Source organism: Rahnella aceris (assembly GCF_011684115.1).
GTDB lineage: Bacteria > Pseudomonadota > Gammaproteobacteria > Enterobacterales > Enterobacteriaceae > Rahnella > Rahnella aceris.
The window spans coordinates 620,815-634,686 of the sequence record NZ_JAADJV010000002.1 but is presented as its reverse complement, the minus strand read 5'-3'; the positions used below and the strand labels follow the sequence as shown (position 1 = coordinate 634,686).

The 13,872-nt window shown below is 51.1% G+C and carries 11 protein-coding genes; 8 read left to right on the top strand and 3 right to left on the bottom strand.

Annotated elements, in window-relative coordinates; genetic code table 11:
• Nucleotides 1–36 precede the first annotated feature (36 nt).
• The 3 genes from GW591_RS15260 to GW591_RS15250 all read left to right on the top strand — a co-directional run bounded on the left by GW591_RS15260 (nt 37) and on the right by GW591_RS15250 (nt 3,074).
• On the top strand, nt 37–1,218 hold the full coding sequence (locus GW591_RS15260; protein WP_013577344.1) for an esterase: 1,182 nt from the start codon (nt 37–39) through the stop codon (nt 1,216–1,218).
• Between the two features lie 81 nt (nt 1,219–1,299).
• Nucleotides 1,300–2,340 (top strand): hypothetical protein, encoded by a 1,041-nt coding sequence (locus GW591_RS15255; protein WP_013577343.1) that lies wholly within the window; start codon nt 1,300–1,302, stop codon nt 2,338–2,340.
• Entirely contained in the window at nt 2,319–3,074 is a 756-nt protein-coding gene (locus GW591_RS15250) for a hypothetical protein (RefSeq protein WP_166860919.1), read from the top strand. The genes GW591_RS15255 and GW591_RS15250 overlap by 22 nt, the downstream gene beginning before the upstream one ends.
• Nucleotides 3,075–3,123: 49 nt before the next feature.
• Here GW591_RS15250 and uvrA read toward each other — a convergent pair whose 3' ends face one another.
• Nucleotides 3,124–5,979, bottom strand: coding sequence for an excinuclease ABC subunit UvrA (gene uvrA, locus GW591_RS15245; protein ID WP_013577341.1), 2,856 nt, complete (start codon nt 5,977–5,979; stop codon nt 3,124–3,126).
• A 323-nt stretch (nt 5,980–6,302) separates the two neighbouring features.
• Between uvrA and GW591_RS15240 the strand changes: the two genes are divergently transcribed.
• Nucleotides 6,303–6,845 carry a single-stranded DNA-binding protein gene (locus GW591_RS15240; protein ID WP_013577340.1) on the top strand — a complete coding sequence of 181 codons (543 nt, stop codon included), beginning with the start codon at nt 6,303–6,305 and terminating at the stop codon, nt 6,843–6,845.
• A gap of 87 nt (nt 6,846–6,932) precedes the next feature.
• Here GW591_RS15240 and GW591_RS15235 read toward each other — a convergent pair whose 3' ends face one another.
• Nucleotides 6,933–8,351, bottom strand: coding sequence for an amidohydrolase family protein (locus GW591_RS15235; RefSeq protein ID WP_166860915.1), 1,419 nt, complete (start codon nt 8,349–8,351; stop codon nt 6,933–6,935).
• A 95-nt stretch (nt 8,352–8,446) separates the two neighbouring features.
• Nucleotides 8,447–9,301: a LysR family transcriptional regulator gene (locus GW591_RS15230; RefSeq protein WP_037034979.1), complete on the bottom strand. Its 855-nt coding sequence runs from the start codon at nt 9,299–9,301 to the stop codon at nt 8,447–8,449.
• 206 nt (nt 9,302–9,507) lie between these two features.
• On the opposite strand from GW591_RS15230, the gene GW591_RS15225 reads away from it, so the two are divergent.
• The 4 genes from GW591_RS15225 (at nt 9,508) to hpxO (ending at nt 13,841) form a co-directional block, all read left to right on the top strand.
• Nucleotides 9,508–10,197, top strand: coding sequence for a YopT-type cysteine protease domain-containing protein (locus GW591_RS15225; RefSeq protein ID WP_131638582.1), 690 nt, complete (start codon nt 9,508–9,510; stop codon nt 10,195–10,197).
• 255 nt (nt 10,198–10,452) lie between these two features.
• Complete coding sequence (locus tag GW591_RS24130) at nt 10,453–10,890, top strand: hypothetical protein (RefSeq protein WP_225444941.1); 438 nt, start codon at nt 10,453–10,455, stop codon at nt 10,888–10,890.
• Between the two features lie 5 nt (nt 10,891–10,895).
• Nucleotides 10,896–12,383, top strand: a complete 1,488-nt coding sequence (locus GW591_RS15220) for a metallophosphoesterase family protein (RefSeq protein WP_318645599.1) — start codon at nt 10,896–10,898, stop codon at nt 12,381–12,383.
• A gap of 300 nt (nt 12,384–12,683) precedes the next feature.
• Complete coding sequence (gene hpxO, locus GW591_RS15215; protein ID WP_166860912.1) at nt 12,684–13,841, top strand: FAD-dependent urate hydroxylase HpxO; 1,158 nt, start codon at nt 12,684–12,686, stop codon at nt 13,839–13,841.
• The last annotated feature ends 31 nt before the right edge of the window (nt 13,842–13,872 follow it).

Genomic DNA, 13,872 nt, shown 5'->3' with positions numbered 1-13,872 from the left:
GTCCGTTTGCTCACGCCAACCCAGAAGGAAAGGATGATGACCCGTAACCGGCTGAATCTTGCCACGCTTTTGATTCTGGCGCTCAGCGCGCCGTTCCCGCTGACCGTCTCTGCGCAAAGCTTGCCGCAGGATCCTGATGCGTCGGTGCCTGCGAAAAATTACATCACGGCGGTGAATCCTGATTTAACCATCACTTACCGGCTGTATGCGCCGACTGCCGAACATGTCGATGTGGTGACCGGTGCCACGCCGGTGACCTACATTCCGCATCAGATGACCAAGGACGATAAAGGTGTCTGGAGCTGGACATCGGGTGCACAGAAGCCTGATCTCTATGAATATTTCTTCAACGTGGATGGCTTGAGGATTGCCGATCCTGGCAGTGCAATGCCCAAGCCACAGCGTCAGGTGAATACCAGTTTGATCCTGGTGCCCGGCAGTATTCTTGATGTGAAAAACGTGCCGCACGGCGAAGTCCGTACGCTGACCTATCATTCCGCCGCGCTGAATTCCGAACGTCAGGTCGCGGTGTGGACGCCACCGGGTTACACCGATGCTTCACAGCCGTTGCCGGTGCTGTATTTCTATCACGGCTTTGGCGACACCGGTCGCTCGGCGCTGGATCAGGGGCGCATTCCGCAAATCATGGATAACCTGCTGGCGGAGAAAAAAATCGTGCCGATGCTGGTGGTCATTCCGGATACCGAAACCGACGCCAAAGGCGTGGTGCCGGAAGATTACGTCACCAAAGATCGCCGCAAAGAGTTTTATCCGCGCAATGCTGCCGCCGCAGATAAAGAGCTGACCGGTGATATTATCCCGCTGATTTCTAAAACCTTCCGTGTGCGTGATGACGCAACCGGACGCGCGCTGGCCGGGCTTTCACAAGGCGGTTATCAGACACTGGTCAGTGGCATGACGCATCTCGACCAGTTTGGCTGGCTGGCGACACTCAGCGGTGTCAGCACCACCACCGTACCCAATGCGGATGTGGCGAAACGCTTAGCTGAACCGGAAAAAATCAATGCACAACTGAAAAATTTCACCGTGGTTGTCGGCGAGAAAGATGTGGTAACAGGGAAGGACATTGCCGGATTGAAAACCGAGCTGGAAGAGAAAAAGATTAAATTCGATTACCACGAATACCCGAATCTCGGCCATGAAATGGACGTCTGGCGCCCGGCCTATGCGGAGTTTGTGCAGAAGATATTTAAGTAGGGTCACACCGTGTAAAGTCTTTTTCGATGTATAAAGTGATTTGCTTTATACTTTAAAAAATGACTTTACACGGATCTGCAAATGACACAGAAGATAACGCAACTGGTTAGCTACCTTGAAACGGTTTTAGGCTTTCGCACTACAGCCACCGAAGTAAAACTCTCAGTTTCATTCAGTCTTCAGGAGTTGTTTGGTTTCTTCGAACTGGAAGTTGGTGTGCCGGGTGACGCTCCTCTGATTCTGCTGGCGGCTTTACAGCGGGATGACACCTATCCGGGCATTGTCACGATAAGGAAACGTCTGTCACTCATTGAAAGGATGACAGATAAGGTGGTTGTCTACGTCTGCGAAAATATGAATCTGGCGGAACGCCGCAGCTTGATTGACCATCACATAAATTTTATTGCGATTAAAAAGCAGTTATTTATTCCTGAACTGGCCATGGATTTGCGCGATGCCTTCAGAATTCGTAAAAAAAGCGCCGGCAAAGACGTGCAAAACGATTTTTCTCCGGCCACTCAGGCTATGCTCATCCAGCTTTTATGGGATGAGTCATTCTCTAAATCCGGTATTACCTGTACGGCTGAGCAGTTGATGGGCTTATATAATTACAGTCGCGTGACGCTCTCAAAAGCCATTTCTGAGCTGACAAAATCCGGGCTTCTTGCTTCAACGCATGAGAAAGATTTTTCGACCCGATTTTATTCACTCAGATTTTCGCGCTCAGAGACTTTCGTAAAATCTCTTCTGCTGATGCGTAATCCGGTGAAGAAAATCGTCTGGATTAACAAGCTACCTCCTTTAGATGAGGGGGTCTGTTATGCCGGAGACAGCGCTTTAGCGGAATACACGATGCTGGCCCGTGGCGCTAAGCCTGTGTTTGCGATGACCCGGGAAGTATTCACTTCACTCCTGAAAAGGGGGGAATTTGATGAAGTGACTCATATCGACAGCGCTGTAGCTACAGTTGAAATCTGGAGCTACCGGAGTCCCAAAGCTTCAACACATATCGTTGATGAAATATCTCTGTATCTGACACAGAAAGATAATCAGGATGAACGGGTCCAACTGGCGCTCAGTGAACTTAAGGATCAATACCCATGGATGAAATTCGGGGACTAAAACTGTTTGGCGAGTATTTCAAAAAATATCAGGATCAATACGTCCTCATCGGTGGTGTCGCATCCTGGATCACTATGGATGAAGCCGGGGGAGAATTTCGGGCCACCAAAGATCTGGATATTGTCCTCATTATTGAGGCGCTGAGCCCTGATTTTGTCAGTCTGTTTTGGGAATTTATAAAGTCAGGCAACTACGAAATCCGCCAGACGGGTGAGGGAAAGCCCATTTTTTACCGGTTTCTGAAACCAGAAAACACGAGTTACCCCTTTCAGATTGAACTTTTCTCGCGTTCTCCACAAGGAATGGAACCTCCGGAAGATGCTCAGATTATCCCGATCCCCAAAGATGAAGGTGTTTCCAGCCTCTCAGCTATCCTCCTCGATGAACATTATTATTCCTTCCTCAGGGATGGCCTCCTGCGCACGGAATTATTCTCGTATATCGGAGCAGACAGGTTAATCCCTTTAAAAATGAATGCGTGGCTTGATCTGTCAACCCGCAAGGCGGCAGGAGAACCTGTGGATTCCCGTGTTGTGAATAAGCACAGAAATGATGTGATCCGGTTATCAGGTCAACTGACAGGAAAGGCTGCCACCATTCCCGAGAACATTCGGGCTGACATGGAGAGCTTTCTCACAAAACTGTCAGATGAGAATATTGATCTCAGGTCACTGAATCAGCGGGGGTCTGTAGAAGATGTCATTAAAAGGATCAGAGAAGGATTTGGTCTGTAATCAGGACAAACAAAAGGCCTTCCCGTTTGGGAAGGCCTTTTGCTATGGCTTAAGCGCTTTTCTTCGCCTGCTGGCTGTGGCGTTCCAGCAACGGTTTCAGGAAGCGCGCAGTATGCGATTCTTTGCATTCCGCGACGGTTTCCGGCGTACCGGCGACCAGAATCTGTCCGCCGCCCGCACCGCCTTCTGGCCCGAGATCAACAATCCAGTCCGCGGTTTTAATCACGTCCAGATTGTGTTCAATCACCACGATGGTGTTGCCCTGATCGCGTAGCTGATGCAGCACTTCCAACAGTTGCTGAATATCGGCAAAGTGCAGGCCGGTGGTCGGTTCGTCGAGAATATACAACGTCTGACCGGTGCCGCGTTTGGACAGCTCACGCGCCAGTTTGACGCGCTGTGCTTCACCGCCGGACAGCGTGGTCGCTGACTGGCCGAGGCTGATGTAGGTCAGACCGACGTCGATCAGCGTCTGCAATTTACGCGCAAGGGCAGGGACGGCATCGAAGAAATCACGCGCTTCTTCAATGGTCATCTCCAGCACTTCGTGGATGCTCTTGCCTTTGTATTTAATTTCCAGCGTTTCGCGGTTATAGCGTTTGCCTTTGCACTGATCGCACGGCACATAAATATCCGGCAGGAAGTGCATTTCAACTTTGATCACGCCGTCGCCCTGACAGGCTTCGCAGCGGCCGCCTTTGACGTTGAAACTGAAACGCCCCGGCGTGTAGCCGCGTGAACGTGATTCCGGCACACCGGCAAACAGCTCACGCACCGGCGTGAAAATACCGGTGTAGGTTGCCGGGTTAGAGCGCGGCGTACGGCCAATCGGGCTCTGGTCGATGTCGATGACTTTATCGAAATGGCCCAGACCTTCGATTTCACGGTACGGCGCAGCTTCAGCAATCGTTGCGCCATTCAGCTCGCGCTGTGCCAGCGGGAACAGCGTGTCGTTGATCAACGTCGATTTACCGGAGCCGGACACGCCGGTGATACAGGTAAACAGGCCCACCGGCAGCGTCAGCGTGACATCTTTCAGGTTGTTGCCTTTAGCGCCGGAAAGTTTCAGCACTTTGGTGGCATCCGCCGGGACGCGCTGCGCCGGTACGGAGATTTCCCGTTTACCGCTCAGGAACTGGCCGGTCAGTGAATTCTCGGTCGCCATAATGTCTTCAGCGGTGCCTTCAGCCACCACTTCGCCACCGTGTACGCCTGCACCCGGACCAATATCAATAATATGGTCGGCAGCGCGGATCGCGTCTTCGTCGTGCTCGACCACAATCACCGTGTTACCGAGGTCGCGCAGGTGGATCAGGGTTTCCAGCAGACGCTCGTTGTCGCGCTGATGCAGGCCGATAGACGGCTCATCCAGCACGTACATCACGCCCACCAGACCGGCACCAATCTGGCTCGCCAGACGGATACGCTGGGCTTCGCCGCCGGACAGCGTTTCCGCAGAACGTGACAGCGAGAGGTAATTCAGGCCGACGTTCACCAGGAATTTCAGGCGATCGCCAATCTCTTTCAGCACTTTCTCAGCAATTTTGGCGCGCTGACCGCTGAGTTTCATATTGCGGAAGAAATCCATCGCATGGCCGATGCTGAAATCAGAGATTTCCGGCAGCGTGGTTTCTTCGACAAATACGTTACGGGCTTCTTCACGCAGGCGGGTGCCGCTGCAGGAAGTACACGGACGGTTGCTGATGTATTTCGACAGTTCTTCACGTACTGCGCTGGATTCCGTTTCTTTATAACGGCGCTCCATATTGTGCAGTACGCCTTCAAACGGATGGCGACGAATCGAAGTATCACCGCGATCGTTAATGTATTTGAATTCAATGGTGGTTTTGCCGGAACCGTGCAGGATGGCGTTTTGCACGTCGCTGCTCAGTTCGTTAAACGGCGCTTCCACGTCGAAATCATAATGCTCACCAAGAGAGCGCAGCATCTGGAAATAATAGAAGTTACGACGATCCCAGCCGCGGATAGCCCCACCCGCCAGTGAAAGCTCAGGGTTTTGCACCACGCGATCAGGGTCGAAGAACTGCTGCACACCCAGCCCGTCACAGGTCGGACAGGCTCCCGCCGGGTTGTTGAACGAGAACATACGCGGTTCAAGCTCGCGCATGCTGTAGCCGCACACCGGACAGGCAAAGTTGGCCGAGAACAGCATTTCTTCGGCTTTCGGGTCATCCATATCGGCGACCACGGCGGTACCACCGGAAAGCTCGAGCGCGGTTTCAAACGATTCCGCCAGGCGTTGCGCCAGATCGTCACGCACTTTAAAGCGGTCAACGACCACTTCAATGGTGTGTTTCTTCTGCAATTCTAATTTTGGCGGATCGGACAAATCACACACTTCACCATCAATACGCGCACGGATATAGCCCTGCGACGCCAGGTTTTCCAGCGTCTTGGTATGCTCGCCTTTGCGATCTTTAATGATGGTCGCCAGCAGCATCAGACGCTGGCCTTCCGGCTGTGCCAGTACGTTATCCACCATCTGGCTGACGGTCTGGGCTGACAGCGGAATATTATGATCCGGGCAGCGCGGCTCGCCCACGCGGGCAAACAGCAGGCGCAGGTAGTCGTGGATTTCGGTGATGGTCCCGACGGTAGAGCGCGGGTTGTGCGACGTTGATTTTTGCTCAATCGAAATCGCCGGAGACAGACCTTCAATATGGTCGACGTCTGGTTTTTCCATTAAGGATAAAAATTGGCGTGCGTAGGCCGACAGCGACTCGACGTAGCGGCGCTGGCCTTCGGCGTACAGCGTATCGAACGCCAGAGAGGACTTGCCTGAACCGGATAAGCCGGTGACAACAATCAGTTTGTCGCGCGGGATAATCAGGTTGATATTCTTGAGATTATGGGTGCGTGCGCCCCGAACTTCGATCTTATCCATTCATCATTCCCGGATTAACTTGATAGCTCACCGTGCCGGTGACCGCCGTGAAAACCAGTTTCGCGCCAGCCATCGAATCGGGCACAGAGAAGAACGTAACGCGCAATTATGACACAAATCACAGCCTGTGCCACCCCAAAACCTGAATGTATATCCAGTACTCAATGTAACAATGGAATGTTTACTGGCCGATCTGCGAGGAATCTTCCAAGGCTTTACATGCATGGTACGGATAACACGTTTTGTGGTTATAATGGCACAAAGTGAATTCATCACCTTCAACTGTGGTTTCAACCACGACATACATCATCAGGAGAATCCACATGGCCAGCAGAGGCGTAAACAAAGTTATTCTCGTCGGTAATCTGGGGCAAGACCCGGAAGTCCGCTACATGCCTAACGGCGGCGCGGTTGCCAACATCACTCTGGCAACGTCTGAAAGCTGGCGTGACAAAGCCACCGGCGAGCAGAAAGAAAAAACCGAATGGCACCGTGTGGTGTTGTTCGGCAAATTAGCGGAAGTCGCAGGCGAATACCTGAAGAAAGGTTCTCAGGTTTACATCGAAGGCGCATTGCAAACCCGTAAATGGACCGATCAGGCTGGCGTTGAAAAATACACCACCGAAGTCGTCGTTAACGTAGGCGGCACCATGCAGATGCTCGGCGGCCGTGCAAGCGGTGGCGCACCAGCAGGTGGCGGTCAGCCATCCGCAGGCGGCCAGCAGGGCGGTTGGGGTCAGCCTCAGCAGCCACAAGGCGGCAACCAGTTCAGTGGCGGTCAGCAATCTCGTCCCGCTGCGCAAAACAACGCGCCAGCACAGAACAACGAACCCCCAATGGATTTCGACGACGATATCCCGTTCTGATTCATTGCCTTCGGGCATCAACGTTCAGAACAACAAAAAGCCCCGAAAGGGGCTTTTTGCTTGGCAGCGTTTACTACTTTCAATGCCTCACACTTTCCCCACCGCACCAAACACTAATCTGCCCTGATGGAATGTCGCTTTCACCTCTGACACCCGCGCCACCGCTTCGGCAGAGCAACTGGCGTCGACCAGGATCATTTCGGCGTTATCGTTCACCGCAGGCCACTGGCGTGTGCCGCTGTCGTCGAGCGGCAGGACGTTGCCGGTGGCGATAGCGAGGGAGCGCGTCAGGCCAAATTCGTCGGAGTTACCGTAGAGCTGGGCGTAGAGGCTGGCTTTTTCCAGCATGCTGCCGGTGCCGAACGGCGACCAGTGATCAATGACGCTGTCTGTGCCGGTCATGACAAATACGCCGTTCTGGCTGAGCTGCGGCAGCGGCATATTCAGTTTGCCGAGCGGAATGGTGGAAGCGACGGTGAACTGCTGTTCGGCAAGCCCGCCGATCACTTCATCGAGTTCAGCGCCCTGCATCATCGCCAGCGCAAAACCGTGGCTGAGCGTCACTTTGCCTTTCAGTTGCGGGTTTTTCTCCACGGTCTGAATCATGTATTTCACTGCCGCAATACCGGCCGGCGTGGTTTCATGCAGATGAATATCCACGCCTTTATTCGTATCCAGTGCAATCTGAAACATCGCGTCGAGGGATTTTTCCATCGCGCCATCCACGTTAGTGGGATCCAGTCCACCGACGTATTGCGCGCCCATTTGCATCGCCTCACGCATCAGGCCATCGACTTTCGAATGCAGCAAGCCGTGTTGCGGGAACGCCACAATTTCACAACTGAAATCCTGCTGATGTTTTTCCAGTGCGATTTTCAGATGCTCAAGGCTTTTCAGGCCGCTGACCGGGTCGATATTGCAGTGGCTGCGCGCCACGGTGGTGCCTTTGGAATGCAGCAGCCCGATGATCGCTTCGGCATGTTCCACCGATGTTGGTAGCAGTTTGGGGATCAGCACCTGTTCGCGGGCAATCATGTCCATGATTGTTTTGCCTTTACGCGGGCGTGGCGCTTCCCATTTGCCGCCGTAGAAGGTTTTGTCGAGGTGAATATGCATGTCGCGCGTGGCGGGCAGCAGAAGTAATCCTCTGGCATCAAAAGCAGGCAAGGTGCTGGCCGGGGCGTCTTTTGCAGGCTGGATCGCCACGATTTTGCCGTTGTTGATTTCCAGGTTGTACAGGCCGGTTTGGGTGGCAATAACGATATCGCCTTCGCGCTCAAAACCCTCTTCCAGCCGCACATTGCGCAACTGGTAATGCGGCGCAGAAATTGCGTTGATCTGGCTGGCATCGTCACATTTTTCGTCCATCGCGCCCGGTTTGAACGGGGAGGCTGATGCCATACCTGCGGTTAACAGCGCGCCGGTGGCAGTGATTTTGGCGCTATGCGAAAGAAAGTTTCTGCGGCTTTGTTGCTGAGGATTTTGCACGTCGAATTCCTTAATCATGATGCGGGAGGATGCTGCTTTTCCCTTCACCTTAAAAGATGACGCCGGTTCCGGCTGCGATTTTTCCCACTGCCTGCCAGTGGAAAATGCAATGGCTAACTAAGCTGACAAAAATCCTTTAATTTTCCGGCCAGTGCAATCTGCGCAGGCGTCGCGTCGTGGCGGTAAAACAGCGCCAGCTCGACGTTATCAATCGGCGGCAATCCGCTTTCTGCCCCAAGAATCCGGTGCTCCGGCTGGCGGCAACTGGCGGGCAATAAGGTGACACCCAATCCGGCCGCACTGGCAGCGACCAGCGCGGCGAGACTGGCGCTGCTGTAACTGATACGCCAGCTACGCCCGAGAGCATCCAGTGCCTGACACAGTTCTTCGCGGTATAACCCGTTGAGCGGAAACAGTACCAGCGGGATGGGATCCCGTTCAAACGCCGGAAACGCCGCGCTGTCCAGCCACAGCATCGGCTCGGGGCGCGAGGCGTTGGCCTTTTCGCCGGTGAGTTGTTTCACCAGAATGATATCCAGCATCTCCTGTTGCCAGGCGCGGCGCAGTTCGTGACTCAGGCCGCTGGTGACATCGAGGCGAATATGCGGATGGGCGCGGCTGAATTGCGCCAGCAGGGACGTGGTAGCCGCGGCAAAATCTTCAGGCACGCCGAGACGCACTACGCCGTCCGGCCACTGGTCACTCAGCGCATCGTGCGCTTCACCGTTCAGGGCGATAATCCGCCGCGCATAACCCAGCAACCGTTCACCTTCTTCAGTCAGTTGCACCTGATGAGACGTGCGTTCCAGCAAAGGTTTTCCCAGCGCTTCTTCCAGGCGGCGGATTTGCTGGCTGACTGTCGATTGCGACAGGTACACGCGGTCGGCCGCACGGGTAAAACTGCCGGTTTCGCAGACGGCGACAAAACTAAGCAACTGCTGCGGGCTGAACATCGGATAGCGATTCATTTTTTAAATGTTTATGCTTTTGGTATTCGAAATATCAATACTTAGCAGAGTATCAACCTTCCCGCTCTCGCACCAGACCAGAGGCTGAGAACCCCTTAGAAGAAAAGGTTTCCTTTATGTTTTCTGAATTAATCATGTTCAACATTGAAAGTATTTTTTCTTTATCATTTGCAAAGTTTTTCTTAATAATGGAATGAAGTGATTTTATGAGAATGGATTCAGTTAGACTGATACAAAATTATAATGGGATATATAATAAATTCCGACAGGGGGAATATATTAAGAAAAATAAATGGGATCATTGTGATGAGAAAAAACGTAAGGGCGCATGGACCGGAAATGTCTATGATCGCGCCGGCCGGGTGGTTGAATATGGTCTTGAAAACGGTGTGTGTCAGGGGCTGGTGGGCGCATACCTGATATCAGGTCAAAGCTGGAGTCGGTTCAGTGCCTATATTGCCAGTGAAAAAGGTAAGACGGTGGTGCGGGGGATCATGAATTTTCAGGAACACCTGAGTGCCAGCGGGAATATGAAAGAAATGAAAAGTGTTTTTCATGGCATTCTAAAATCTTATCAGGTTAATTTTATTCGGGAGGAAATAAAATTGACTGGAAATACCGCAATTACCATGGCGCAGTCAATATTAAAAAGTGTCAGTCAGGGCAATGGCTGTCATATATCGATTAAAAAATCTTCCAGCGGACACTCATTAGGTCTCAGGGCAGAATCCAATCAAATAAAAATCTTTGACCCCAATTATGGTGAGACGATTTTTCCCTTTAAGAATGGTATCAGCGATGAAATGGAAAAATTTCTGATACATATTTTTTCTGAATACTACAGCCAGTACTTTATGTTGACGGTTGAACATTATTCAGCTTCCGTTTTTTCCTGAATCTCCGGATTCACAGATAACAGTGAAAAACTACTTTTGAGGTTTTATTCTTAGCGTTGATATGTATTTAACTTCTGTATTCCGATTGTTTAATGGTCGTTGTAAAATAAGTCAACTTAATTATTTATTTTAAAACAAATGTTTGTTACAAATTATAATGTCGAGGTACGATAATTTACTAACAGTAAAATGATTAACCTCAAGGGTGAAAGTGTGTTCGTCTCAAAAAATAAAATTAAATATGGCAGGATAGCCATGGCTATCGCTGCTTGTTTGCCATTTTATACCTCAGCAGAAATAAATATTAGCAATGTGGCAACGCAAAGAGGTGGTTACCATGTACCGGATGTTGTACTCACTGTGCCTGATGGCATGAAGATGATCGACATGAGTTCTATGCAACGGGAAATATCACCGGGTCCTTCTCCTAATCCTCCCGCGCCTGTTCCGGTACCTGACCCTCATCAGGACGGGTTACCTATTCCTGATGATCAAAATGACTATGCCCGGATGAAACTCTCAACCGAAATATCTGGCTATAAGGTTTCAGAGAATTCAAGTCCATATGAAATAAAAGCAATCACTGTGCCAGGTGGACAAGCCGTGCGTTTATTAGAAGCTAAAACGGTCGATTCCAGTGATAACAATATCTCTCCAGTTGTTGCAAAAGGGGAGATGGTTATACCGATGTAAATGGGGTGGAGCATTCCCGTCCTTACGAAGTTTCAACAGACAGTGCGGAAGAAACATTCGAAGCACTGAAAAATATGAAAGAACAGCTGAGACAGGAGGTCTTCCCGGACGCGGCGGTAACCTCTGCGGTGTATGGTTCCATTGCTGCGCCAAAAGCCTGGAGCGCTGATACGACGGTCGGTGAAATACATGGCCGTCAGGTTAACGGGACTACTGAATTCTTTGAAGCAAAGTTTAATGGTAATGCGAAAAGTAAAAACTGGTATTACCCGGAAAATAAAAAAGATAATGCCTGGTGGCGTGTTGTTCATCCAAAAGAATATTATGCCATTACGTCTGACTGGCATTTTGGGGCTGAGACTACATCTACGCCATATAACACGGTACCCAGCAAAGCTAACTTTAAGAAGATTGATGCAATTAACACACTGAAAGACAAATACGGTGATGCCTTCAGGGGGACGATTATTAACGGCGACATTACCCACTGGGGGCATGGTGGCGAGTGGTCTGATGCCAAGAAAGCTTTTGGCAAACTTAATGCACCTTACTGGTACGGGCTGGGTAATCATGATTATGACGGCAATGTGAATGACTGTGGTTTGTGGGAAAATCGCTGTGCAATTCGTAGTATCCGGAATTTAGTTGATCATATTAATAGTTTGAAAGATGTCGTTTCCGTTGATTACGACGTCATGAATGGTTATAAATTCCCGCATCTCAGTACCAACTATATTGGCAGTTTCGGTTACAGTTTTGATATTGCGGGTATTCGTTTCATTCAGCTTAATAATAATTTGCATTATACGAAGGAATTTTCAGGGTTTAATTCGGATGCTGCCCGCCGGTATGATGTTAAGGTCAGGGACGGTGAAGGCTGGTTCCGTGAGCAGTTACGCGATGCAGGCATAAAAGGTAAAGCAACAATAGCGTTGGAGCATGGAGGTGAAAGTTACAGTGAAAATGAGACTCCAACGCGGGATATACTGGGGGAGTATGGCGGCTCGATAAGATTTGGTGGCCATTCACATGGTATCTCTTCATCAAACAGCGGGGCGGCTTATTACGGCGATATGCTGATTCTTGAGCTTGATTACAATAAGCAGATGGGAAAAACATATATGGTAAGCAATGATAAAATTGATGAAATGTCACCGGGAGCGGAATTTACACTTAATTTCAACGTCCCGGAAATGGCACCTGTACCGAAAAGTTACGTCCTGAGTCTGCGTAATAAAGGCGGTTACACAGGTTATTACAGACTCACTTATACCAACAGCAGTACTAAAGCCAATTTCAATAAAGAATATAAATTATCGCTGGGTAATACTCAGCAGGTTATTATTCCTGCTGAAGCGACGAACGTAAAAATTAAAGGCGTAACAGGAACGGGACGGGCTTTATATTCCCAGTCACTGACCAAACAGGAAAATACCTGCATAGAAACGTGGGGAACGCTACCTCGTAACCTGCACTGGGGTTGGTGCAAGTAACGCACTGCGGCATTTGTGGATCCAAATTATCACTCCCTCTGCTGGGGGAGTGATTTGCGAATATTTGTCTGATGTAAATCTTCCTCCGGCTTTCTCTCCGCCCCATCCTTTCGCACCAGAGTGATTCACTTCGCGGCTATTACGCCACTCTTGCTCCAAAACGACGCCTCGTTTTAGCGCATTTCACCTGCGCTTCGGCAGTTACTGATTTCACTTAAGATTGTATACAAGGCTTTGGCGGCAAATCGTCTTTCTGGTACAGAAATTGCTTTTCCCTAAAGAGACTCAGGGGAGAAAAATATGAAAGCGATCGTGATTGGTGGCGGTATTGGCGGTGCGTGTGCGGCGATTGCGCTGAAGCGTTTTGGTATCGAAACGGCGGTATACGAGGCAGTGAAAGAGATCAAACCGGTCGGTGCGGCGATTTCCATCTGGCCTAACGGCGTAAAGTGTCTGAATTATCTCGGCATGAAAGAGGCGCTGCGCGAACTCGGCGGCAACATGCGTTTTATGGCCTACAAAGAATATCAGCAGGGTCAGACCATGACGCGTTTCAGTATGGATCCGCTGATCCAAAGCGTCGGCGAGCAGCCATATCCGGTGGCACGCGCGGAACTTCAGTCGATGCTGCTGGAGACTTATGGCCGCGACCAGGTGCAGTTTGGCAAGCGCGTGACGCACGTTGAAGAATCTGCCGGCAGCGTCACCGCCTGGTTTGACGACGGCACTTCCGCGACCGGCGATCTGCTGATTGCCGCTGACGGCACCCATTCCATTATCCGCCAGCACGTTCTGGGTTATGCAACGGAGCGCCGCTATGCCGGTTATGTTAACTGGAACGGCCTGGTGGAAATCGATGAAAGCATCGCGCCTGCCGACCAGTGGACGACGTTTGTCGGCGAGGGTAAACGCGTGTCCCTGATGCCGGTGAGTGGCAACCGTTTCTACTTTTTCTTTGATGTGCCGCTGCCAAAAGGCTTGCCGGAGGATCGCACTACGGTACGCGAGGATTTACAGGGTTACTTTGCGGGCTGGGCGGAACCGGTGCAGAAGCTGATCAGCCAGATCAATCCTGAAACCACCAACCGCGTTGAAATCCACGACATCGAACCCTTTATGCAACTGGTCAGAGGACGGATTGCGCTGCTCGGTGATTCCGGCCACAGCACCACGCCGGATATCGGGCAGGGCGGTTGCGCGGCGATGGAAGATGCAGTGGTGCTGGCAAATATGCTGCAAACCAATTCATTAGGCATTGAAGATGCATTGCTGCGTTATCAGGAAAAACGGGCATATCGCGTGAAGGATCTGGTGCTGAAGGCGCGTAAACGCTGCGATGTCACCCACGGCAAAGAAATGGCCGTGACCGAACAATGGTATGAGGATCTGAAAAGCGAAACCGGCGAACGCATTCTTTCCGGCATGTGCGAAACCATTCTGGGCGGTCCGCTGGAATAACGTCGGGGGCGTAAGAAACAACTTTTACATA